Raw genomic sequence first — 22,529 nt, 5'->3', positions numbered from 1 at the left:
TTGCCTATCAAAAGTGTTTTTCATCCTGGGTAACAATCAGCCTGATGACTGCTGTAACCCTTTGGAATACGGCGATAGACTAGGCTTCACGAGGGTTTTCGACCATTTCGTTTTTCCAGCATTTTCGATAAGTGTTACTTATGGATTTCCGCCAACTGCGTTATTTCGTCGCGGTGTACGAAGAAGGTCACGTGGGCCGCGCCGCCGAGCGCCTGTCGCTTTCCCAACCGGCGCTCTCCCAGCAGATCCGTCAGCTGGAACACAGCCTGGACCTGAGCTTGTTCGAGCGCAGCAACAAGCGCCTGCTGCCCACCCTGGCTGCCCATACCCTGTACAACCACGCCTTGCCATTGCTTGATGGCCTGCAACGCGCCCACGAGGCCATGCGCAACTTCAAGGGCCAGTCGCTGCGCACCCTGGCTATCGGCGTGTTGCAGACCGTGCGGCCCAGCCTGGTGCCACAGTTGCTCGAACGGCTGCGCAAGGCACAGCCGCACCTTGTCGTGCAGATATACGAGTTGTCGGGGCTGGAGATAGAACGGCGGCTGCTCAACGGCAGCCTGGATATCGGCATCAGCTACCTGCCACCGCGCCAGCCAGGGCTGCATGGCCTGCTGCTGTACGAAGATGAACTGCAACTGGTCATACCCGATACCCACCCCCTGAAGGATTTCAAGAAGGTGTCCATCCGCCAAGCCGCCGAGTTGCCCATGCTGATGCTGGGTGAGGAGTTCCAGATCCGCCAGATCTGGCAGGCGCAACTGGCCAGCCAAGGCCGACGGCCACACGTGCAGGCAGAGATGAACAACATGGCGGGCATTCTCGACAGCCTGGCGCACACGGCACTGGCCACCATTTTGCCGGGGCGGGCCAAGGAGGCTGCCGAGGATGATCAAGGGCTGCTGTGGAAGCCTTTGAGCGAGCCGCGGGTGCCGCTTAAGGTTGGCCTGGTGTTCCGCGATGCACAGCGCCAGCAGGCCTCTGTGGAACTGCTGCGCACGCTACTGGAGGAGGAGACGGACGCCCGCCTGTTGGGGGCGTCGCCGCTGGATGTGCTGGCCTGAAAAAACACGCGCACAAAGAAAACCCCGCCGAAGCGGGGTTTTCCAGACTGTTTCCCTGTGACATCCGTATCGCCCCGCCATCCTGGCAGGTGGTCCTTCGTCGTCTTCCTTGATCTGTCCTTTGCGCTTCCTGCGCAACGTCCATGTGGTAAAGATTAACCGTGGATCCAATCTTAGAACAGTGGTGAAAAGTCACCACGTCGTGTAGGAAAATGCTTACAAAGAGGATTCGTTCCCAGAAATGCCATGGCTGGGGGCCGCAAAGCGGCCCAAAAACATGTCAGAACTGCTCGGCATCCAGCAGGAACAGCGACTCACTCCCCGCCTTCACCGAAGCCACCAGCGAATCCACACGTGGCAACAACCGTGCAAAGTAGAACCGCGCCGTCCCCAGCTTGCCCGAGTAGAACGCCTCGTCCCCCTCACCCGCCTGGGCCGCCCGCGCCATCAGTGCCCACATGTAGGCATAGGCCACATAACCAAAGGCATGCAGGTACTCGACCGACGCCGCGCCGATTTCATTCGGGTTGCCTTTGGCCTGCTCCAGCACCCATTCGGTCAGCCCGTCGAGCTGGTCGAGGCTGGCAGCCAAGGGCTTGGCAAACTCGTCCAGTTCGCTGCCTGCGCTGGCAATGAACTGGCGAATCTCGTCGGAGAACAATCTGTAGTACGCCCCGCCGCTGGCCACCACCTTGCGCCCCATCAGGTCGAGGGCCTGGATGCCGTTGGTGCCTTCGTAGATCTGCGTAATGCGCACATCACGCACCAACTGCTCCTGCCCCCACTCACGGATGTAACCATGCCCACCAAATACCTGCTGGCCGTGCACAGTGCTCTCCAGCCCCAGGTCGGTGAGGAACGCCTTGGCCACCGGTGTCAGCAGTGCCACCAGCTCTTCGCTGCGCTTGCGCACGGCGGCGTCTTCGCTGTACTTGGCACTGTCCAGCTGCATGGCCACATAGGTCGAGAAGGCGCGGCCACCCTCGATCTGCGCCTTCATGGTCAGCAGCATGCGGCGCACGTCCGGGTGGACGATGATCGGGTCGGCGGCCTTGTCCTTGGCGTGCGGGCCGGTCGGGGCGCGGCTCTGCAGGCGGTCGCGAGCATATTCCACTGCGTTCTGGTAAGAGCGTTCGGCGGAGGCCAGGCCCTGGATACCCACGCCCAGGCGCTCGTAGTTCATCATGGTGAACATGGCCGCCAGGCCCTTGTTCGGCTCACCGACGATGTAACCGATCGCTTCGTCGAAGTTCATCACACAGGTGGCCGAGGCCTGGATGCCCATCTTGTGCTCGATCGAGCCGCATGTCGCCGGGTTGCGCGCGCCCAGGCTGCCGTCTTCATTGACCAGGAATTTGGGCACCAGGAACAGCGAAATGCCTTTCGGCCCCGCCGGGGCATCCGGCAGCTTGGCCAGTACCAGGTGGATGATGTTCTCGGTCAGGTCGTGCTCGCCGCCGGTGATGAAAATCTTGGTGCCGCTGACCTTGTAGCTGCCGTCGGCCTGAGGCTCGGCCTTGGTGCGGATGATGCCCAGGTCGGTACCGGCATGCGGCTCGGTCAGGCACATGGACCCAGCCCACACACCCGCATACATGTTCGGCAGGTACTTGGCCTTCAGCGCTTCGCTGGCGTGGGCATTGATCGACAGGCAGGCACCTGCAGTAAGCATCGGGTACAAGCCAAAGGCCAGGCTGGAGGCATTGACCATTTCCTCGACCTGAGCCGAGATGGCCTTGGGCATGCCCATGCCACCGAACACCGGGTCGCCGCCCACGCCTACCCAGCCGCCTTCGGCGTAGGTGTTGTAGGCCTCGATGAAACCGGCCGGTGTGCTTACCGCACCGTTGTCCCAGCGGCAACCTTCTTCATCGGCGGCGCGGCTAAGCGGCGCGATGGTCTTGGCGGTGACCTTGCCGGCTTCTTCCAGCACGGCCATGGCGGTGTCGGCATCGACTACCTCTGCCAGCCCGGGCAACTGCGCCCACTGCTCGGCCACGTTGAAGACTTCATTCAGTACGAAGCGCATGTCGCGCAGGGGCGCTTTATAGTCAGCCATGACAACCTCTCACTAGTCGGGTCGGGGCGGTCTCGGGGAACCGCGACACTGGGGTTGATGGCAGTGTAACCGAACAACTTTTACGAGACATAGGGTCATCACTTGACCGTACAGTCTTCTACGGTCACGCCGTACGCACCGCCCCACGCTGCGATTGCTGCCCATGCACCATGACACAATTGCGCCCCGCGCCTTTAGCGCTGTACAGCGCCTGGTCAGCAGATTTCAGCACCGCTTCGGGGTTACGGTGGTCAACCTGGCGCTCGGCTACACCGATGCTGATGGTGACCGACACCGTCCCGCCGCTGCTGCCCGCCCGCCGCTGGCGCCCGCTGGTATCGTCCTGTGGACGGCTGTTCTGGTCGCGCAGGTGCATCACATAGTTGGCGATCACCTCGCGCACGGCCTCCACGTGGGGCACGCATTCCTCGGCCGTCTTGCCGGCGAACACCAAGGCGAACTCCTCACCGCCATAGCGATACGCGCGGCCACCGCCGGTCACCTTGGACAAGCGGCTGGCAACCAGGCGCAACACCTGGTCACCCACATCATGCCCGTGGGTGTCGTTGAATTTCTTGAAGTGGTCCACATCGGTCATGGCGATTACGTAGTTGCGCCCCAGGCGCTGCATGCGCTCGTTCAGCGCACGGCGCCCCGGCAAGCCGGTCAGTTCGTCACGGAAGGCCATCTGGTAGGCCTCGTGCGCAACCGCTGCGGCGATCATCAACATCACCTGGCTGCACATGATGTTCAGGGTGAACGGCAAGATGAAGGTTTGCGGCAGCATCCAGAAAATACCCAGCAACCCGGTTATCAACGCGGCGTGCAACGGCCGCGGTGCGCGCAGGTATTGCACCACCAGCAGGAGGAAAACGCCGATGAACAACGGGTAGACCATCTGGATCAGACTCATCCACTGGCCATGCAAGGTGGGCCAGCGGATTTCCGCCAGCCAGGTCAGCAACGCTTCAGGGTAGCTTTGTTCAAGGGCTACCGCCACGCTGCCCACTGCGAACAGCACGGCGCCGCGAGCGACCATGTCCTGTAGCAGGTGGGTACGTTCTTGCCAGGCGCCGTATAGCCCGAACAGAGCGGGCAGCAGCAGGCACACCAGGTGGAAGATCACGGCCGCGTCCTCGCGCACGCGGCCATGGTCACGGTAGAAGTCGGTCTGGGTGTCGAGCAGGTAGTAGGCGATGTACACCGTGAGCATCATGAACAACTCACGCTGGCGACGGTAAACCGCGCAGTAGGCACCGCCCAGCAACAGGACCAAGGTGGGCAGGACGTTGAACAGCGATGTGAAAAAGACACTGAGGTCTCTCACATAGGCTGCGGCGAGCCCTGCCAGCAACAGGAACAGCGAAGGCAGGAAGTGGCTTGCGCGAACAGCGTTAAGACGAAACAAGGGTAATCTCCAACCCGGCAGATCAATAGTGGCATTGTGCCCTCACTTCATCGGCAGCGCACATGAACAGTTGAATTTCGTTTCAGATGCCATCCGGTGCAGGAACGCGCTAAACCTGAAAAATAAAAAAACCCGCCTGCCGGTGAGGGCAGGCGGGTTTTCGCTACAGCGGATAGATCAGTACGACAGGCCGAAGTGCTCTTCGTCCATCGCCATCAGGTTGTTGGCACCCGACAGCATGGTCGCCACATGCGTACGGGTACGCGGCAGGATACGTTGGAAGTAGAAGCGCGCAGTCTGCAGCTTGGCAGTGTAGAAGGCCTCTTCGCTGGTGCCGGCTGCCAGCTTCTCGGCTGCCAGGCGGGCGATGTCGGCCCAGAAGTAGGCCAGGCAAGCGTAGCCGGAGTACATCAGGTAGTCGACCGAGGCCGCGCCCACTTCCTCGCGGTCCTTCATGGCGGCCATGCCCACTTTCATGGTCAGCTCGCCCCACTCCTTGTTGATGGCCGCCAGCGGTTCGACAAACTCCTTGACCGCTTCATTGCCTTCCTGCGCCTGGCAGAACTTGTGCACGATCTTGGTGAAGCCCTTCAGCGCCTCGCCTTGGGTCATCAGCACTTTACGGCCGAGCAGGTCGAGGGCCTGGATGCCAGTGGTGCCTTCGTACAGCATCGAGATACGGCTATCGCGTACGTTCTGCTCCATGCCCCACTCGGCAATGAAGCCGTGGCCGCCATAGATCTGCACGCCGTGGTTGGCCGCTTCGAAACCGACTTCGGTCATGAACGCCTTGGCGATCGGGGTCAGGAACGCCAGCAGGGCATCGGCCTTCTTGCGCTCCTCTTCGTCCTGGCTGTACTTGACGATATCCACCTGCTTGGCGGTGAAGTACACCATCGCGCGGTTGCCTTCGGCAAAGGCCTTCATGGTCAGCAGCATGCGGCGCACGTCAGGGTGCACGATGATCGGGTCAGCGGCCTTGTCCGGGGCTTTCGGGCCAGTCAGGGAGCGCATCTGCAGGCGCTCGCGGGCGTACTTCAGGCCACCCTGGAACGCCACTTCGGCGTGGGCCAGGCCTTGCAGCGCGGTACCCAGGCGAGCCGTGTTCATGAAGGTGAACATGCAGTTCAGGCCCTTGTTGGCCGGGCCGATCAGGTAGCCGGTTGCAGCATCGAAGTTCATCACGCAGGTCGCGTTACCGTGGATGCCCATCTTGTGCTCGATGGAGCCGCAGCTCACGCCGTTGCGCTCGCCCACACCGCCTTCGGCGTCAGGCAGGAACTTCGGCACGATGAACAGCGAAATACCTTTGGTACCGGCCGGTGCATCCGGCAGGCGGGCCAGGACGATATGGACGATATTGCCGGCCATGTCGTGCTCACCGGCCGAAATGAAAATCTTGGTGCCCGACACTTTGTAGCTGCCGTCGGCCTGTGGCTCGGCCTTGGTGCGCAGCATGCCCAGGTCGGTACCGCAGTGCGGCTCGGTCAGGCACATGGTGCCGGTCCATTCGCCGGACACCAGCTTGGTCAGGTAGGTGTGCTGCTGCTCGGCAGTGCCGTGCGCAGAAATGGTGTTCATCGCACCGTGCGACAGGCCAGGGTACATGCCCCACGACCAGTTCGAACCGCCAACCATTTCGCTCAAGGCCAGGCCCAGCGACTCCGGCAGGCCTTGGCCGCCATGCTCGATGTCATGCGCCAGGCTCGGCCAGCCGCCTTCGACGAACTGCTCGTAGGCTTCTTTGAAGCCGGTCGGGGTTTTAACACCCGATTCGCTCCAGGTGCAGCCTTCCTGGTCACCCACACGGTTCAGCGGGGACAGCACCTGCTCACAGAACTTCGCACCTTCCTCAAGGATCGCGTCGACCATGTCAGGCGTGGCGTCCTGGCAGCCCGGCAGGCTCTGATAGTGCGCCTCATAGCCAAGCAGTTCGTCGCGAACGAAGCGGATATCACGCAAGGGGGCTTTGTAATCAGGCATTGCGATGAACCTCTGGGTCAGTTCTATGGGGGTGACCAGCTCTTGGCGGCCGTCTATCAAACAGTTGTTTGAAACTTACGTTTAGCTCCGCCTTCTGTCAAGGTTGGACTATGGTGCCATTTACGCCACCAAAAATGGCGTTTACGCCACACCCAGAAAAATCGCCGCCTCTGTGGGAGCGGGCGTGCCCGCGAAAAGGGCCCGGCCAGACATTAAAGAAGCCTGACCTGACGCATTCGCGGGCACGCCCGCTCCCACAGGGGCTGTGTTTAATTGAAGGGGGATCTGTCAGGCGTAGGTGTCGATGATCCGGCCGAGCATTTCGTCGGATGCCTTGACCACCTTTGCGCCAAGTTCGACTTCGGTTTTGCCTACGGCCATTTGCACCACGCTGGTGGCCATGTCCATCTGCTGGCTGCGGTCGACCGAACGCAGGCGTTCGGCCTGAAAATCGCTGGACTGGCTGGTGGCGGTACGTTCGGCGGTGGTGTTGGCGATCTGGCCGGCGGCCTGATCGACGCGGTTCTGGCCGGTCTGGATAGCGCTCAGGCCCGCGTAATAAGCGGAGCTACCGGTGATTTCCATGTCAGGACTCCATTGACGCTGGATGACGAACAGGCCTAATTAAAACAGGCTGGGCGCGAAAAGGCCCGTTTAAAAGCATAATGGCCTGGTGCCAGTTGATAGGCCTTGGGTATTCCCGCACCGGCCCTATCGCCGGCAAGCCAGCTTCTACAAGAGCGGTTTCCCCCGCGAAGGGGCCGGGCGTGGAAACGGCTAATCCAGCAGATCCAGCTGAAGGTGTTCAGCCACCATATCGGCACTGGCTTGCTTCAATTTGGGCACCCGCCCAAGGCAAGGCGCCGGCAAGCGCTCCGCCAGGCTCGCCAGATTCTCTTCAAGTCGCGAAGTACGGGGCTCGATGATGTTGGCCACCCACCCGGCCAGTTGCAGCCCGTCACGCTCGATGGCCTCGGCGCTGAGCAAGGCATGGCTGATGCAACCCAAGCGCACCCCAACCACAAGAATCACCGGCAACTGCAGCGCAACGGCAAGGTCGGAAAGATTCTCCAGGCCCGACAGTGGCACGCGCCAGCCACCTGCCCCTTCGACCAAGGTGAAATCGGCATTTTGTTGCAGCACATTGCGCATTGCCGCCAGCAGCTCCGGAACAGCCAACGTGACCCCCGCCTCACGCGCCGCCACATGCGGGGCAATCGCAGGCTCGAAGGCAAACGGGTTGACCTGCTCATAGGGCAACTTGATCGTGCTTTCGTCGATCAACGCCTGGGCATCGCTGTTGCGCAAGCCTTTCGCTGTCATCGTGCAGCCGGAGGCCACCGGCTTGGCACCCAGAGTACTCATGCCCTGCAAGCGCGCCGCATGCAAAAGCCCGGCGGCGATGGTGGTCTTGCCGACATCGGTGTCGGTACCGGCAATGAAATAGGCCTGGCTCATCTCGCTCCCCTTACGCCTGTGGCTTGCGCAACACACCATAGACCACCTGATAGGTGGCTGGCAGCCCCTCGGGCTGGCGAAATGCCTCATAGGCCTGCAACAGGCCCTGCATGCGGGCGCGGCCGGTGAGGCCTGAGGGGCGACCCGGGTTGAGGTTGTGTGCGCCCAGCGCCTTCAGTTCATGGGTCAGGCTGCGTACATCCGGGTAGTGCAGCACATGGGGGCAGCGCTGCAGCCCAAGTTGTGCAAAGCCACTGTCGGCACACAGGCGCTGGTAATCTTCAAACCGGCGGAAGCGGTTTACATGCACCAGGCCGTCCACCGCCTGCCAGCTGGCACGCAATTCGCCCAATGTCCCCACGCACAGGCTGCTGAAGGCCATTACGCCTCCCGGGCGCAGTACCCGCAACGCCTCGGCCAGCACACTGGCGAACTGGTCGCACCACTGCACGGCCAGGCTGGAGAACACAAGGTCGACACTGGCATCTCGCAGCGGTAAACGCTCGGCGTCACCGGCCACGTAGTAGCGCGCCCCACCCTGTTCATGCCGGGCGTGGCGCAGCATGCCTTCGGCGATGTCCACTGCCACACCGCTGGCCTGTGCGAAACGCTCGGCCAGCTTTCGGCTGAAATGGCCAGTGCCACTGCCCAGGTCCAGCCAGTGCGACGGCTGCATGCCTGCTGGCAACTGCTCCAGCAGGTTCAAACCGACAGCGCGCTGCAAGGCTGCCACGCTATCGTAGCTGGCCGCAGCGCGGGAGAACGAAGCCGCCACCTGGCGTTTGTCGGGCAATGCGCCGGGCAGGGTCGGACGGGAAAGGTCAGTCATCGCCACTCTCATGCAGGAAACTCTTGATGCCCGCCGCCAACTCCTGTGGGTACTCCAGCAGGAACGCGTGGGAACTGTCTTCGACCAGGCCCACTTCCACATCAGGCAGCAGCTCGCTCAACGCCGTCGCTGCCTCTGCCGGCACCAATGCATCGCTGCCTGCGAACAGGTGCAATTGCGGGCCGCCATAGGCCTGCAGTGCTTCGCGGGTGTCCAGCTTGGCCAGCACCTCAAGGCCGGTGCCCAGGTACAGCGGGTCGGTGTCCGGCACACCAACACCCAGTTGGCGTAGCAACGTGCGCGGCTGCAGGGCGCCATCACTGCATAAGGTACGGAAGCGTTTGAGGGTCACCTGTGTATGGCTGCGGCAGCCATCGAGGAAGGTGCCGAAGGTGTCTTCGGGCATGCCATGGGGCCAGTCTGGCCGGGCGACGAAACTGGGGTTGCTGGCCAGGGTAAGCAGGCCACAGCAGTAATCGCCGCGCTGTTTCGCCAGCGCGCTGGCCAGCATGCCACCGAGCGACCAGCCGCCCAGCCAGACATTGCTGGGCAGCTTGCGGTCCAGGTGATCCACCCAACCCTGCACATCGCTGTGGTCCAATTCCGGCAGTGGCATCAGCTCTACCTGCAGGCGGGTATCCTGGGCGCGCAGGCTGGCCGCCAGCGGCTCCAGTGAAGCAGTACCCAGCCCCCAGCCGGGCAGCAGTACAAGACGATTACGCATCGGCGTTCTCCAGTTGTGGATAACACTCGGCCAATGCATTCAACAATAGCTGCACCTGCGCCTCGCTGTGCGCGGCGCTCAGGGTTACCCGCAGGCGTGCGCTGCCGGCCGGTACGGTGGGCGGGCGGATGGCGGTCACCAGCAAGCCGCGCTCGCGCAACATACGCGACAGGCGCAGGGCCTGTGCGCTGTCGCCAATCATGATCGGCTGGATCGGCGTCGGGCTGTGCATCAACGCCAGCCCGATCTGCTGCGCACCTTCGCGGAACTGGCGAATCAACGCTGTCAGGTGCTCGCGACGCCAGGTTTCACGGCGCAGCAGCTCCAGGCTCTTGAGCGTGGCGCAGGCCAGCGCAGGTGGCTGGCTGGTGGTGTAGATGTAGGGGCGGGCGAACTGCACCAGTGTCTCGATCAACGCTTCGCTGCCGGCAACAAAAGCGCCAGCCGTACCGCAAGCCTTGCCCAGCGTACCGATCAGCACCGGCACATCTTCCAGGCCCAGGCCGAAGTGCTCGACGATGCCGCCGCCCTGTGCGCCGAGGGTGCCCAGGCCATGGGCATCGTCGACCATCAGCCAGGCACCGCGGGCGCGTGCGACCTTGGCCAGCGCCGGCAGGTCGGCCACGTCGCCGTCCATGCTGAACACGCCATCGGTCACAACCAGCGTATTGCCAACGGCCTTCTCCAGGCGGCTGGCCAGGCTGGCCGGGTCGTTGTGAAGGTAGCGGTTGAAGCGTGCACCGCTGAGCAGCCCGCCATCCAGCAGCGAGGCGTGGTTCAGGCGGTCTTGCAACACCGTATCGCCCTGCCCCACCAGCGCGGTGATGGCGCCCAGGTTGGCCATGTAGCCCGTGGAGAACAACAACGCACGCGGGCGCCCAGTCAGTTCGGCCAGCGCCTCTTCAACCTGATGGTGCGGCGTACTGTGGCCCACCACCAAATGCGAGGCCCCTCCCCCCACACCCCAGCGCTCGGCGCCGGCCTGCCAGGCGGCGATCACCTCAGGGTGGTTGGCCAGGCCCAGGTAGTCATTACTGCAGAAGGCCAGCAGCCGCTGGCCGTCGACCACCACTTCAGGCCCTTGCGGGCTCTCCAGCAGTGGCCGCTGCCGATACAGGTCTGCGGCGCGCCGTTCGGCCAGGCGCGCCGCCAGGTCGAAGGCCATATCAGGCCGATGCAGCGTTGTAGAACATCTCGCTGCTGCGCTGTTCGACCAACGCCTGCTCGATGGCCGCCTGATGCACTTCGTCGGCATGCTCCTCACGCGCTTCTGGCTTGATGCCCAGGCGTGCGAACAATTGCATGTCTTTGTCGGCCTGTGGGTTGGCAGTGGTCAGCAGTTTTTCGCCGTAGAAGATCGAGTTGGCGCCAGCCATGAACGCCAAGGCCTGCATTTGCTCGTTCATCTGCTCGCGGCCGGCGGACAGGCGCACGTGCGACTTGGGCATCAGCAGGCGGGCGACGGCCAGCATGCGGATAAAGTCGAACGGGTCGACGTCCTCTTCTTCGGCCAGCGGCGTGCCGGCAACCTTGACCAGCATGTTGATCGGCACCGACTCCGGGTGCTCGGGCAGGTTGGCCAGCTGAATCAGCAGGCCGGCGCGGTCGTCCAGCGACTCGCCCATGCCCAGGATGCCGCCAGAGCAGATCTTCATCCCCGCATCGCGCACATAAGCCAGGGTCTGCAGGCGCTCGCTATAGGTGCGGGTGGTGATGATGCTGCCGTAGAACTCCGGTGAGGTGTCGAGGTTGTGGTTGTAGTAGTCCAGGCCGGCCTGGGCCAGGGCCCGAGTCTGCTCCTCGTCGAGCTTGCCCAAGGTCATGCAGGTTTCCAGGCCCATGGCCTTCACGCCTTTGACCATTTCCAGCACGTAGGGCATGTCTTTGGCCGACGGGTGCTTCCACGCCGCGCCCATGCAGAAGCGGGTAGAACCGATGGCTTTGGCGCGGGCAGCCTCTTCCAGCACCTTCTGCACTTCCATCAGCTTCTGTTTTTCCAGCCCGGTGTTGTAGTGGCCGGACTGTGGACAATATTTGCAATCTTCCGGGCAGGCGCCGGTCTTGATCGACAGCAGGGTCGACACCTGCACCCGGTTAGGGTCGAAATGCGCGCGGTGCACGGTTTGCGCCTGGAACAGCAAGTCATTGAACGGTTGCTGGAACAGCGCCTTGACCTCGGCCAGGGACCAGTCGTGACGTGTTGTTGCAGTTGTGCTGGCGCTCATCGGCGTTTCCTTGTTTAGGCTGAAGCTGGCGCCGGGACAGGAAAGCCCACAAGCGCATCACGGATAGCTCGCATAGTTACGGAAGGCCCATGAACTGTCAACCACACTGGAAAAGACTGGTTTACAAGTGCTCACTTATTAATCAATCGTGTTTATTGTGCGATGAGCCTGTCGAGCAGCACTACCCGTTGTGCATCGCCTGCGAGCAGGAACTGCCATGGCTGGGTGACCACTGCCTGCGTTGTGCCTTGCCCTTGCCCATGGCCGGCCTGACCTGCGCCCAGTGTTCCCAGCGCTTGCCGGCCTTCGATAAGGTCGTTGCGCTGTGGCATTTCGGTTTTCCGGTGGACACGTTGATCAGCCGCTTCAAGCACAACCGTCAGTGGCCTCTGGGCCGGCTGATGGCTGAATTGTTGGGGCATGGGCTAATGCATCGCTTTGCCGAAGGGCTGCCCCGTCCTGACCTGCTGTTGCCTGTACCCCTGGCCAAGCGTCGACTGCGCGAGCGTGGGTTCAACCAGGCAGGAATGCTTGGGCGGTGGCTGGGGTCGCAATTGGGGGTAAATTGCGATGAGCGAATACTGGCGCGCACGCGCGAGACACCGGCACAGCAACGTCTGGACGCCAAGGCACGGCGGCACAATTTGCGTCAGGCGTTTGCTGTAACCCGTGAACTGGAAGGCAAGCATGTCGCCATCGTCGATGATGTATTGACCACCGGTGCCACTGCCCAAGCTATTGCCCAGGCACTACGCAGGGCAGGCGCGCGGCGGGTGGATGTGTATTGCCTGGCACGTACGCCCAAGCCGGGGTATATCTGACCAGGCGCGGATCGCCGCTCCTGCACACTATCCATTCTGACTATAACGACGAACGCCCATGCCCCTACCCACGCTTCTCACCCAGCACATCGCCCGCCGCCCCCAGCGTATCGCTCTGCTGCAGCACATTGCCGAGCAAGGCTCGATCACCCGCGCAGCGAAGGCAGCGGGTATCAGCTACAAGGCTGCCTGGGATGCCATCGACGAGCTCAACAACCTGGCCAGCCAGCCGTTGGTCGAGCGCAGCACCGGTGGCCGTGGCGGTGGTGGTGCGCGCTTGTCGCCGGAAGGCGAGCGGGTGCTGCGCTTGTATCAACGGCTGCAGACACTGCAGGCGCAAATGCTTGAAGCCGCCGAAGAATCCAGCGACCTCGACCTGCTCGGGCGCCTGATGCTGCGCACCAGTGCGCGTAACCAGCTGCAGGGCCAGGTCAGCGGCCTGCGTCGTGAAGGCCGATATGATCGCGTCAGCCTGGCATTAGGCGGCGGGCTGGAGATTGATGCGCTGATCACCCACGACAGCACCGCGCGGCTGGAGCTGACACTGGGGACGATGGTGGTGGCGCTGCTCAAGGCGGGATGGGTACGGTTGCTGGCGGAGGGGGAAGCCCCCGAAGCGGGCAGCAACTGCTTGAACGCAACGGTGGAAGAGGTGCTGGCAGAGGATGACGGGCCCAGTGAGCTCCGGCTGGCGTTGGGCAATGGGCAGACATTGTGTGCCATTGCCGAGGCGCACTGGTTGGCTGGGCAGCCGGTGGCGGCGGGCAGTGCGGTGCAGGTGCAGTTTCATCCGTCCTATGTGTTGATCGGGGTTCCTGCATAGCCTGGCCGCGCTTCAGCGCGGTTCGCGGGTAAACCCGCTCCCACAGGGAACGCGCCGCCTGAGACATGTGCACAAAACCTGTGGGAGCGGCTTTAGCCGCGAAGAGGCCGGTACAGGCATAACGCGTTACCATGGCCCCACGCTGCTTACCCTCCGGAGTCACCATGTCCCACCCCTTCGACACCCTCACCCCCGACCTGGTCCTGGACGCAGTGGAAAGTATCGGCTTTCTCAGCGACGCCCGGGTGCTGGCACTGAACAGCTACGAGAACCGCGTCTATCAGGTGGGCATTGAAGACGCTCAGCCGCTGATCGCCAAGTTCTATCGCCCAGGCCGCTGGACCGATGCGGCGATCCTCGAAGAACACAGCTTCACCGCCGAACTCGCCGACTGCGAGGTGCCTGTGGTTGCGCCGATGCAGCACGACGGCCGCACCTTGTTCGAGCACCAGGGCTTCCGTTTCACTCTGTTCCCGCGCCGCGGCGGCCACGCTCCGGAGCCGGGCAACCTCGACCAGCTCTACCGCCTTGGCCAGCTGCTCGGCCGCCTGCATGCCGTAGGCGCCACCAAACCATTCGAGCACCGTGAGGCCCTGGCTGTGGAGAACTTCGGCCACGCCTCGCTGAACACCCTGCTGGACGGTGGTTTTGTCCCGCGCGAACTGTTGCCGGCCTTCGAGTCCGTAGCACGCGACGTGCTCAAGCGTGTCGAGGACATCTACGCCCGCACACCGCACCAGCTCATCCGCCTGCACGGCGACCTGCACCCCGGCAACCTGATGCACCGAGACGAGGTGTACCACGTGGTCGACCTTGACGACTGCCGCATGGGCCCGGCAGTGCAAGATCTGTGGATGATGCTGGCGGGCAACCGCGAGGAGCGCCTGGGGCAACTGGCCGAACTGATCGACGGTTACAACGAGTTCCACGATTTCGATCCGCGCGAACTGGCCCTGATCGAGCCGTTGCGTGCCCTGCGCCAGCTGCACTATAGCGCCTGGCTGGCGCGGCGCTGGGACGACCCGGCATTCCCGCCCAGCTTCCCCTGGTTTGGCCAGCCACGCTACTGGGGCGACCAGATTCTTGCGCTGCGCGAGCAGATGGCTGCGCTGGATGAGCCACCCCTGAAATTGTTCTAGAGGTAGGGACGTCTCTGTCTACAATAGGGGTCGCTATATTTAGCTACCTAAGCAAGGATTCTGCATGCACGCCGCAAACCCGCGTCGCGGGTACATATTGGGCCTGAGCGCCTACATCATCTGGGGCCTGTTCCCCATTTACTTCAAGGCAATCCAGAACGTCCCGGCAGTGGAGATCATTGTCCACCGGGTGCTCTGGTCGGCACTGTTCGGCTCGCTGCTGCTACTGGTGTGGAAACACCCCGGCTGGTGGCGCGAACTGCGTGACAACCCGCGCCGGCTGGGCATTCTGGCGCTGAGCGGTGCACTGATCGCCGGCAACTGGCTGACCTATGTGTGGTCGGTAAACAACGGCCGCATGCTCGAGGCCAGCCTGGGTTACTACATCAACCCGCTGATCAACGTGTTGCTGGGCATGCTGATACTTGGCGAGCGCCTGCGCCGCCTGCAATGGCTGGCGGTGGGCATGGCCGCCTTAGGCGTAGCACAGCAGGTGTGGCAGGTAGGCAGCCTGCCTTGGGTGTCGCTGGTGCTGGCGTTGAGCTTCGGCTTCTACGGGCTGATTCGCAAACAGGCGCCAGTGGCGGCATTGCCGGGCCTGGTGGTGGAAACCTGGATGCTGGTGCCGCTGGCCCTTGGCTGGCTGCTGCTGCACCCGGCGGCGATGAGTGCCCAAGGGGCGTTTTACACCAGCAGCGAAGCCTTGTGGTTGATGGCTGCCGGGCCGGTAACGCTGATACCGCTGGTGTGCTTCAACGCTGCGGCGAGGCACCTGCCGTATACCACCTTGGGCTTCCTGCAGTACCTGGCGCCCACCTTGGTGCTGTTGCAGGCCGTCCTGCTGTTCGATGAACATTTGTCGTCGAGCACCCTAGTGGCGTTCATGTTCATCTGGGCGGGTCTGGCGATTTACAGCGTTGATGCGTGGATGAGTTTGCGCAAGCGAAGCTGATCAATAAATGATCAAAACCATGCAGGCCACGTGGTTCGTGGCCTGCAGCGACATCTCCAAAGGTTATCCACACCCTCGTCCCCGTGCTTTGTGCACAAGCGGCTGAAACTTGAACGTTTTTTGATCAAAACCGTGCAAGGCACAGGGTACCTGGGCTGGAGCGCTACACCCCCAGGTTATCCACAGGGCCTTCCCCGTGATATCGGGATAACCGCAAGGGGCTGCAATGCAGCCCCCGGCAATGTCGGATCAATCCTCCGCCCGCAACTTCAACTCCACCATCAAATCATCCGCCAGGCTCTCCAGCTTCTGCTGCAGTTCATCCAGTGAAAGGGTCAACGGCAGCGCCAGCAAGGCATCTGCATGAAACAGTGGTTCGCTGCTCATCGGTGCCGGCCGTACCTCAGTGGTAAACCGCTCAAGGTTCACGCCCAGATCCGCCAGCAACCGGGTAATGTCGCGCACGATCCCCGGCCGGTCATTCCCCACCAGCTCCATGGCAATCGGCTTCCAGGTGCACGACGGTTCAATACCGCTCTCGGCAATCAGCACCCGAATGTCATACCTCGCCAACCCCTGCAACGACGCCACCAGTTCAGCATAATTCTCTGCCGGCACCGCCACCCGCAAGATGCCGGCAAACTGCCCGGCCATGCGCGACATGCGGCTTTCCAGCCAGTTGCCACTGTGGTCGGCGATGCACTGGGCAATGCGTTCGACCTGGCCGGCCTTGTCAGGGGCGATAACAGTCAGTACAAGATGATCCACAAGCCCTTCCTCGTGTCGGACCGCGCCCGGCGGCAGTAAATCGGGGGATCGACTCAGTATAGGCAAGGCGCGGCAACCTGCCGCAGGGCGGCCAGCACAACGAATCGTGTACTGTTTCAAGATTTATCTGGAACAATCCACCTGTTTTTTGCGAACATACCCACTCCCAGCGTGACCATACGCGACCAACGGGTCGCATAACGGCGCTTTTAGTCTGATTTTGCCCCGCCTACTGCTTCATGTAGTATCCCGTGGCGCGGACTACAAAACGTCGTTTGGATGTCTGCCAAGGCGCCTGTGAAAATACGCACACTGCCTGCCGGCCTGTCTGGCAAGCCGCACCCAGCCGCGCCCGGTACAACCCGGGGGCACGCACTGGTGCCGTGTTTAGAGAAGCGCTACAGGCTTAATACAGAAGAGCGAAATAGCTGAGCAGAGTGAGGCAAGCAATGACTGGATACGTTCAAGTCGGTGGCCTTCAGGTCGCCAAGGTCCTGTACGACTTCGTGAACAACGAAGCCATCCCCGGGACCGGCATCGTCGCCGAGCAGTTCTGGGCGGGTGCAGAGAAGATCATCAATGACCTCGCTCCAAAGAACAAAGCCCTGCTCGCCAAGCGCGACGAGCTGCAAGCCAAGATCGACGCCTACCATCAGGCACGCAAAGGCCAGGCCCACGACGCCGTCGCCTACAAAGCATTCCTCCAGGAAATCGGCTACCTGCTGCCACAAGCCGACGATTTCCAGGCCACCACCCAGAACGTGGACGAAGAAATCGCCCACATGGCCGGTCCGCAGCTGGTTGTTCCGGTGATGAACGCCCGTTTCGCCCTGAACGCCGCCAACGCCCGCTGGGGTTCGCTGTATGACGCCCTGTACGGCACCGACGCCATCAGCGATGAAGGCGGCGCCGAAAAAGGCCAGGGTTACAACAAGGCCCGTGGCGACAAGGTCATCGCCTTCGCCCGCGCCTTCCTCGACGAAGCCGCGCCACTGGCTGCCGGCTCGCACGTCGACTCCACCGGCTACCGCGTCGAAGGCGGCAAGCTGATTGTTGCCCTCAAAGGCGGCAGCAACACCGGCCTGCGTGACGATGCCCAGCTCATCGGCTTCCACGGTGATGCTGCTGCACCGACCGCCGTGCTGCTCAAGCACAACGGCCTGCACTTCGAGATCCAGGTTGATGCCAGCACTCCGGTTGGCAGCACCGACGCCGCTGGCGTCAAAGACATCCTGATGGAGTCGGCGCTGACCACCATCATGGACTGCGAAGACTCGGTTGCCGCCGTCGACGCCGACGACAAGGTCATCGTCTACCGCAACTGGCTGGGTCTGATGAAAGGCGACCTGGCCGAAACCGTGACCAAGGGTGGTAAAACCTTCACCCGCACCATGAACCCGGACCGCGAGTACGCCGCGCCCAACGGCGGCAGCGTGACCCTGCATGGCCGTTCGCTGCTGTTCGTGCGCAACGTTGGCCACCTGATGACCAACCCGGCGATCCTCGACGCCCAAGGCAACGAGATCCCCGAAGGCATCCAGGACGGCCTGTTCACCAACCTGATCGCCCTGCACAACCTCAACGGCAACACCAGCCGCAAGAACACCCGCAGCGGCAGCGTGTACATCGTCAAGCCGAAGATGCACGGCCCGGAAGAAGTCGCCTTCGCCGCGGAAATCTTCAGTCAGGTCGAAGACCTGCTGGGCATGCCGCGCAACACCGTCAAGGTTGGCATCATGGACGAGGAGCGCCGTACCACGGTCAACCTCAAGTCCTGCATCAAGGCAGCCGCCGAGCGCGTGGCGTTCATCAACACCGGTTTCCTTGACCGCACAGGCGACGAAATCCACACCTCGATGGAAGCCGGCGCCGTGGTGCGCAAGGGCGCCATGAAAAACGAGAAGTGGATCGGCGCCTACGAGAACAACAACGTCGACGTTGGCCTGGCCACCGGCCTGCAAGGGCGTGCGCAAATCGGCAAGGGCATGTGGGCCATGCCCGATCTGATGGCCGCCATGCTCGAGCAGAAGATCGCTCACCCGCTGGCCGGTGCCAACACCGCCTGGGTACCGTCGCCGACGGCCGCTACCCTGCACGCCCTGCACTACCACAAGGTGGACGTCCAGGCGCGTCAGCGTGAACTGGCCTCGCGCACCCCGGCATCGGTGGACGACATCCTGGCCATCCCGCTGGCCGCCGACACCAACTGGTCGGACGAAGAAATCCGCAACGAGCTGGACAACAACGCCCAGGGCATCCTCGGCTACGTGGTGCGCTGGATCGACCAGGGTGTGGGTTGTTCGAAGGTGCCAGACATCAACAACGTCGGCCTCATGGAAGACCGTGCCACCCTGCGCATTTCCGCCCAACTGCTGGCCAACTGGCTGCGCCATGGCGTGGTCAGCCAGGAGCAGGTGCTGGAAAGCCTCAAGCGCATGGCCGTGGTGGTCGACCAGCAGAACGCCGGTGACGCACTGTACCGCCCGATGGCGCCGAACTTCGACGACAACATCGCGTTCCAGGCGGCTGTAGAGCTGGTGGTGGAAGGTGGCAAACAGCCGAACGGCTATACCGAGCCTGTGCTGCACCGCCGTCGCCGCGAGTTCAAGGCGCGTAACGGGTTGTAAACCGCAAGGGGCCGCTTTGCGGCCCATTCGCGGCACAAGGCCGCTCCTACAGGGGAACGCATAACCCTTGTAGGAGCGGCCTTGTGCCGCGAATGGGCTGCAAAGCAGCCCCTTTCTGCATCACTCTATTTTCAGTTCTTTCTTCACCAGTTCCAGCAGCTTGCCCAGGTCGACCGGCTTGAGCAGGAAATCCACCACCCCCAGGTGCATCACGTCCACCGCCTCTTTCACATCCGTGTCGCCCGACACCACGATGATCGACAACGCTGCGCGCTCCGACTCGCGAATCTGCCGGATCAGGTCCAGACCGTCCTCTGGCTGCATGCGCAAATCGGTGATCATCAAAGCAATCCGTTGCTGGTAATGCAGGTACAACCTGGCTTCTTCTGCCCCGTCCGCCCCCACCGCATCGATGCCCCGGCTTTTCAGGTACACGATTAGCGCCTCGCGGTTAACCGCGTTGTCATCTACCACCAGCACCAACGGCCTGGGTGCCACAGGCGCACTCACCACGGCCAATGCCTCACGCTCGGCGTCGCTCAAGATGTCGGTGTGCTCAGGCATGCTCATCTCGTCAAAAAAATTCCGCTTCAGCCTTAGGACCACATTACTCGCGTAACCCGTTTCGCCTTTCGTCGGGTCTTTGACAGGGGGCCTTCATAGACTTACGTCCAATGGGCACCACCCCGCCGCAAGCCGACCATGGAGGCAGAAAACAACAGGGCCGGCACCTATATATAGATATATATAGTTCGGCATAGCGATACGGTCAGTTTCATGAGCAAAAAGGACGCCTACAGCCAGGCGGGCAGGACAGCAGTACTGCAGAACATTCAGGGCACCCTGCAGTTCCTGCAGCGCTTTCCGCCGTTCAACCAGATGGAGCACAGCCACCTGGCCTACCTGGTCGAGCAGTGCCAGCTGCGCTTCTATGCCTGCGGCGAGAGCATCGTCAAGCCTGCCGACGGGCCGATCGAGCACTTCTACATCGTCAAGCAGGGCCGCGTGGTTGGCGAGCGCCAGCACCTGGTCAAGCCTGGCGTGGAAACCACCTTCGAAATCACCAGTGGCGAGTGCTTCCCGCTGGCGGCCCTGCTGGGCGAGCGGGCCACCCGCACCGAGCACCTGGCCGGTGAAGATACCTTCTGCCTGCAGTTGAACAAGGCCGCGTTCATCCGCGTGTTCTCGATGTCTGAAGTGTTTCGGGATTTTGCCCTGCGCGGAGTCAGCAGCCTGCTCGACCAGGTCAACCAGCAGGTGCGACAGCGTGCCGTGGAAACCCTCGGCACCCAGTACTCGCTGAACACGCCATTGGGTGAACTGGCCATGCGTCATCCGGTGGTGTGCAGTGGCGACATGTCTTTGCGCGAAGCCGTGCGGCTGATGCACGAGCAGCAGGTCGGCAGCATCGTGGTGGTCGACCCGCAGCGCTACCCCACCGGCATTTTCACCCTGCGCGACCTGCGCCAGGTGGTGGCCTCGGCGGATGCCGACCTGGGCGCCCCCATCGAGCGGCACATGACAGTCAAACCCTTCTACCTCAGCCCTCAGGCCAGCGCTTTCGACGCGGCCATGGCCATGACCGAGCGGCATATCGCCCATGTGTGCCTGGTGGAAAACCGGCGCCTGTGCGGTGTGGTTTCCGAGCGTGACCTGTTCTCGCTGCAACGGGTCGACCTGGTGCACCTGGCGCGCACCATCCGCCATGCGCCCCGGCTGGACACCCTGGTCTCGCTGCGTGGGGAAATCAGCCAACTGGTCGAGCGCATGCTCGCCCACGGCGCATCGTCCACGCAGATCACCCAGATAATCACCCTGCTGAACGACCACACCGTGTGCCGGGTGATCGAGCTGGCGCTGGCCGAGCGCGGCGACCCGGGCGTGCCGTTCAGCTGGTTGTGCTTTGGCAGCGAGGGGCGCCGCGAGCAGACCCTGCACACCGACCAGGACAACGGCATCCTCTTCGAAGCGCTAGACCGTACCGAAGCCGACGCCATCCGTGCCCGCCTGCTGCCGCTCGCGCAATACATCAACCAGTGCCTGGCCCAGTGCGGCTTTACCCTGTGCAAGGGCAACGTCATGGCGGGCAACCCTGACTTGTGCCTGTCGCGCAGCGAGTGGGCACGGCGCTTTGCCGGCTTTGTGCGCGAGGCCAGCCCGGAGAACCTGCTGGGTTCGAGCATCTACTTCGACCTGCGGGTGGTGTGGGGCGATGAGCAAGGTTGCGAGCAACTGCGCCAGGGCCTGCTGGAGCAGGTGGCCGACAACCGCATCTTCCAGCGCATGCTGGCCGACAATGCCCTGCGCCAGCGCCCGCCGGTGGGCCGCCTGCGCGAATTCGTGCTGACCCGACAGGGCAACGACAAGGCCGCCACCCTCGACCTCAAGGTCCAGGGGCTGACACCCTTCGTCGACGGCGCCCGGCTGCTGGCGTTGGCCAATGGCGTCGGTGCTTGCAATACCCTGGAACGGCTGCGCCAGCTGGTAGCCAAGGGCGTGATCGAGCCACTGGACGGCGCGGCCTATGAAGAGGCTTACCATTTCATTCAGCAAACCCGAATGCAGCAGCACCAACGCCAGGCGCGCGACAACCTGCCCTACTCCAACCGGCTCGACCCGGACAGCCTCAACCACCTGGACCGGCGCATCCTGCGCGAGTCCCTGCGCCAGGCCCAGCGCCTGCAAAGCAGCCTGGCCTTGCGGTACCAGTTATGAGCCTGTTCGCGTGGCTGCGCCCCAGCGCGCCCGAGCTGGACCACAGCACACGCCAGCGCCTGGCCCGGTTACCCAAGCCCACGCCGCTGGGGGTGTGTACCCTGCGCGAACAACGCTGGGTAGTGCTGGACCTGGAAACCAGCGGGCTCAACCCCAACCGGGACCAGGTGCTGTCGATTGGAGCAGTGGCCATCGAAGATGGCGCCATCGATTTTGCCCAGCAGTTCGAACGTACCCTGCACCGGCCTTTGCAGAAGACCAACGCCAGCGTGCTGATCCACGGCCTGGGCCCGAGCGCCCTGGCCGCCGGTTGCGACCCGGCCGAGGCCTTGCTCGATTTGCTCGACTTCATTGGTGACAGCCCGGTGCTGGCGTTTCATGCGCCATTCGACCAGCGCATGCTGGCCCGTGCGCTGAAAGAGAGCCTTGGGTATCGCTTGCAGTCACCGTTCCTCGACGTTGCCGAACTGGCGCCGATGCTCAACCCCGACACAGTGTTGCGCGAGGCCGGGCTGGATGACTGGGTGGCGCGGTTTGGTTTGCAGGTGGAGGAACGCCACCATGCCAGTGCCGATGCCCAGGTGACGGCAGAGCTGGCGCTGATCCTGTTCAGCCAGGCCCGGCGCCAGCAGCTGGACAGCCCGTTGCAGCTGGAGCAGCGGTTGCGTGGGTGGCGCAGGCGTAACGTGCAGAGTCACGGCCTTTAGCTTTGTATTGGCCTTGCTGGCCTCTTCGCGGGCACGCCCGCTCCCACAGGGATCTCACAGCCTTGAATACTGTGGAGTACCTGTGGGAGCGGGTTTACCCGCGAAGAGGCCGGCACAGGCAACACATCCCTAGTGGTGGCAATCCGATAAGCGTCCATTGCACCCACCCCCTCCCCTCTGCAACAATCGCGAATAATTATCGTTAGTTAATGCATTCGTTCCGGGGG

The 22,529-nt window shown here is 62.7% G+C and carries 19 protein-coding genes; 8 read left to right on the top strand and 11 right to left on the bottom strand.

What is annotated here, in order from left to right:
* The first annotated feature begins 140 nt into the window (after positions 1-140).
* Positions 141-1,064 (top strand): LysR family transcriptional regulator, encoded by a 924-nt coding sequence (locus tag OZ911_RS01980; RefSeq protein WP_016484586.1) that lies wholly within the window; start codon positions 141-143, stop codon positions 1,062-1,064.
* A 280-nt stretch (positions 1,065-1,344) separates the two neighbouring features.
* Here OZ911_RS01980 and OZ911_RS01975 read toward each other — a convergent pair whose 3' ends face one another.
* The 9 genes from OZ911_RS01975 to bioB form a co-directional block, all read right to left on the bottom strand.
* Positions 1,345-3,123: an acyl-CoA dehydrogenase C-terminal domain-containing protein gene (locus tag OZ911_RS01975; protein WP_023047098.1), complete on the bottom strand. Its 1,779-nt coding sequence runs from the start codon at positions 3,121-3,123 to the stop codon at positions 1,345-1,347.
* A gap of 124 nt (positions 3,124-3,247) precedes the next feature.
* A complete protein-coding gene (locus OZ911_RS01970) occupies positions 3,248-4,531 on the bottom strand; it encodes a GGDEF domain-containing protein (protein WP_016484584.1) in 1,284 nt (427 codons plus the stop codon).
* A 177-nt stretch (positions 4,532-4,708) separates the two neighbouring features.
* A complete protein-coding gene (locus OZ911_RS01965) occupies positions 4,709-6,514 on the bottom strand; it encodes a phenylacyl-CoA dehydrogenase (RefSeq protein ID WP_016484583.1) in 1,806 nt (601 codons plus the stop codon).
* Between the two features lie 288 nt (positions 6,515-6,802).
* A complete protein-coding gene (locus tag OZ911_RS01960) occupies positions 6,803-7,099 on the bottom strand; it encodes a hypothetical protein (protein ID WP_016484582.1) in 297 nt (98 codons plus the stop codon).
* 192 nt (positions 7,100-7,291) lie between these two features.
* The gene (gene bioD, locus OZ911_RS01955) at positions 7,292-7,972 is read right to left on the bottom strand and encodes a dethiobiotin synthase (RefSeq protein WP_016484581.1); all 681 of its coding nucleotides are present in this window, start codon (positions 7,970-7,972) and stop codon (positions 7,292-7,294) included.
* Between the two features lie 10 nt (positions 7,973-7,982).
* Positions 7,983-8,801, bottom strand: coding sequence for a malonyl-ACP O-methyltransferase BioC (gene bioC, locus OZ911_RS01950; protein ID WP_016484580.1), 819 nt, complete (start codon positions 8,799-8,801; stop codon positions 7,983-7,985).
* Positions 8,794-9,525, bottom strand: a complete 732-nt coding sequence (locus tag OZ911_RS01945) for an alpha/beta fold hydrolase (protein WP_016484579.1) — start codon at positions 9,523-9,525, stop codon at positions 8,794-8,796. The genes bioC and OZ911_RS01945 overlap by 8 nt, the downstream gene beginning before the upstream one ends.
* Positions 9,518-10,690 carry an 8-amino-7-oxononanoate synthase gene (bioF, locus tag OZ911_RS01940; RefSeq protein WP_023047097.1) on the bottom strand — a complete coding sequence of 391 codons (1,173 nt, stop codon included), beginning with the start codon at positions 10,688-10,690 and terminating at the stop codon, positions 9,518-9,520. The genes OZ911_RS01945 and bioF overlap by 8 nt, the downstream gene beginning before the upstream one ends.
* Position 10,691: 1 nt before the next feature.
* Positions 10,692-11,750: a biotin synthase BioB gene (gene bioB, locus OZ911_RS01935; protein WP_016484577.1), complete on the bottom strand. Its 1,059-nt coding sequence runs from the start codon at positions 11,748-11,750 to the stop codon at positions 10,692-10,694.
* An 89-nt stretch (positions 11,751-11,839) separates the two neighbouring features.
* Between bioB and OZ911_RS01930 the strand changes: the two genes are divergently transcribed.
* The 4 genes from OZ911_RS01930 to rarD all read left to right on the top strand — a co-directional run bounded on the left by OZ911_RS01930 (position 11,840) and on the right by rarD (position 15,485).
* The gene (locus OZ911_RS01930) at positions 11,840-12,571 is read left to right on the top strand and encodes a ComFC family protein (RefSeq protein WP_070086412.1); all 732 of its coding nucleotides are present in this window, start codon (positions 11,840-11,842) and stop codon (positions 12,569-12,571) included.
* A 58-nt stretch (positions 12,572-12,629) separates the two neighbouring features.
* Complete coding sequence (locus tag OZ911_RS01925) at positions 12,630-13,394, top strand: TOBE domain-containing protein (RefSeq protein WP_016484575.1); 765 nt, start codon at positions 12,630-12,632, stop codon at positions 13,392-13,394.
* A gap of 164 nt (positions 13,395-13,558) precedes the next feature.
* Positions 13,559-14,533 carry an SrkA family protein kinase gene (locus tag OZ911_RS01920; RefSeq protein ID WP_070086413.1) on the top strand — a complete coding sequence of 325 codons (975 nt, stop codon included), beginning with the start codon at positions 13,559-13,561 and terminating at the stop codon, positions 14,531-14,533.
* A gap of 64 nt (positions 14,534-14,597) precedes the next feature.
* Complete coding sequence (gene rarD / locus OZ911_RS01915) at positions 14,598-15,485, top strand: EamA family transporter RarD (protein ID WP_016484573.1); 888 nt, start codon at positions 14,598-14,600, stop codon at positions 15,483-15,485.
* A 249-nt stretch (positions 15,486-15,734) separates the two neighbouring features.
* Here the strand turns inward: rarD and OZ911_RS01910 are convergent, their stop codons facing one another.
* The gene (locus tag OZ911_RS01910) at positions 15,735-16,253 is read right to left on the bottom strand and encodes a glycine cleavage system transcriptional repressor (RefSeq protein ID WP_016484572.1); all 519 of its coding nucleotides are present in this window, start codon (positions 16,251-16,253) and stop codon (positions 15,735-15,737) included.
* Between the two features lie 449 nt (positions 16,254-16,702).
* Here OZ911_RS01910 and OZ911_RS01905 point away from each other — a divergent pair, with 449 nt between their 5' ends.
* On the top strand, positions 16,703-18,880 hold the full coding sequence (locus OZ911_RS01905; RefSeq protein ID WP_023047096.1) for a malate synthase G: 2,178 nt from the start codon (positions 16,703-16,705) through the stop codon (positions 18,878-18,880).
* A 120-nt stretch (positions 18,881-19,000) separates the two neighbouring features.
* Here OZ911_RS01905 and OZ911_RS01900 read toward each other — a convergent pair whose 3' ends face one another.
* Entirely contained in the window at positions 19,001-19,444 is a 444-nt protein-coding gene (locus tag OZ911_RS01900) for a response regulator (protein ID WP_024717961.1), read from the bottom strand.
* Between the two features lie 213 nt (positions 19,445-19,657).
* On the opposite strand from OZ911_RS01900, the gene OZ911_RS01895 reads away from it, so the two are divergent.
* Positions 19,658-21,595 (top strand): DUF294 nucleotidyltransferase-like domain-containing protein, encoded by a 1,938-nt coding sequence (locus OZ911_RS01895; protein WP_070086414.1) that lies wholly within the window; start codon positions 19,658-19,660, stop codon positions 21,593-21,595.
* Entirely contained in the window at positions 21,592-22,302 is a 711-nt protein-coding gene (locus OZ911_RS01890; RefSeq protein ID WP_016484568.1) for a 3'-5' exonuclease, read from the top strand. Before OZ911_RS01895 ends, OZ911_RS01890 begins: the two co-directional genes overlap by 4 nt.
* Positions 22,303-22,529: the final 227 nt, after the last annotated feature.

This window comes from Pseudomonas fortuita (genome assembly GCF_026898135.2).
GTDB lineage: Bacteria > Pseudomonadota > Gammaproteobacteria > Pseudomonadales > Pseudomonadaceae > Aquipseudomonas > Aquipseudomonas fortuita.
Note: the sequence above shows the minus strand (reverse complement) of the source record. Positions and strands in the feature narration are given on the sequence as shown.

Excerpts from the sequence above, each read along its gene's own strand:
- OZ911_RS01960 (WP_016484582.1), bottom strand. The coding sequence starts at position 7,099 with ATGGAAATCACCGGTAGCTCCGCTTATTACGCGGGCCTGAGCGCTATC.
- OZ911_RS01945 (WP_016484579.1), bottom strand. The coding sequence starts at position 9,525 with ATGCGTAATCGTCTTGTACTGCTGCCCGGCTGGGGGCTGGGTACTGCT.
- OZ911_RS01925 (WP_016484575.1), top strand. The coding sequence starts at position 12,630 with ATGCCCCTACCCACGCTTCTCACCCAGCACATCGCCCGCCGCCCCCAG.
- rarD (WP_016484573.1), top strand. The coding sequence starts at position 14,598 with ATGCACGCCGCAAACCCGCGTCGCGGGTACATATTGGGCCTGAGCGCC.
- OZ911_RS01895 (WP_070086414.1), top strand. The coding sequence starts at position 19,658 with ATGAGCAAAAAGGACGCCTACAGCCAGGCGGGCAGGACAGCAGTACTG.
- bioD (WP_016484581.1), bottom strand. The coding sequence starts at position 7,972 with ATGAGCCAGGCCTATTTCATTGCCGGTACCGACACCGATGTCGGCAAG.
- bioC (WP_016484580.1), bottom strand. The coding sequence starts at position 8,801 with ATGACTGACCTTTCCCGTCCGACCCTGCCCGGCGCATTGCCCGACAAA.
- OZ911_RS01930 (WP_070086412.1), top strand. The coding sequence starts at position 11,840 with ATGAACTGTCAACCACACTGGAAAAGACTGGTTTACAAGTGCTCACTT.
- OZ911_RS01920 (WP_070086413.1), top strand. The coding sequence starts at position 13,559 with ATGTCCCACCCCTTCGACACCCTCACCCCCGACCTGGTCCTGGACGCA.
- OZ911_RS01905 (WP_023047096.1), top strand. The coding sequence starts at position 16,703 with ATGACTGGATACGTTCAAGTCGGTGGCCTTCAGGTCGCCAAGGTCCTG.
- OZ911_RS01980 (WP_016484586.1), top strand. The coding sequence starts at position 141 with ATGGATTTCCGCCAACTGCGTTATTTCGTCGCGGTGTACGAAGAAGGT.
- bioF (WP_023047097.1), bottom strand. The coding sequence starts at position 10,690 with ATGGCCTTCGACCTGGCGGCGCGCCTGGCCGAACGGCGCGCCGCAGAC.
- bioB (WP_016484577.1), bottom strand. The coding sequence starts at position 11,750 with ATGAGCGCCAGCACAACTGCAACAACACGTCACGACTGGTCCCTGGCC.
- OZ911_RS01890 (WP_016484568.1), top strand. The coding sequence starts at position 21,592 with ATGAGCCTGTTCGCGTGGCTGCGCCCCAGCGCGCCCGAGCTGGACCAC.
- OZ911_RS01900 (WP_024717961.1), bottom strand. The coding sequence starts at position 19,444 with ATGCCTGAGCACACCGACATCTTGAGCGACGCCGAGCGTGAGGCATTG.
- OZ911_RS01975 (WP_023047098.1), bottom strand. The coding sequence starts at position 3,123 with ATGGCTGACTATAAAGCGCCCCTGCGCGACATGCGCTTCGTACTGAAT.
- OZ911_RS01965 (WP_016484583.1), bottom strand. The coding sequence starts at position 6,514 with ATGCCTGATTACAAAGCCCCCTTGCGTGATATCCGCTTCGTTCGCGAC.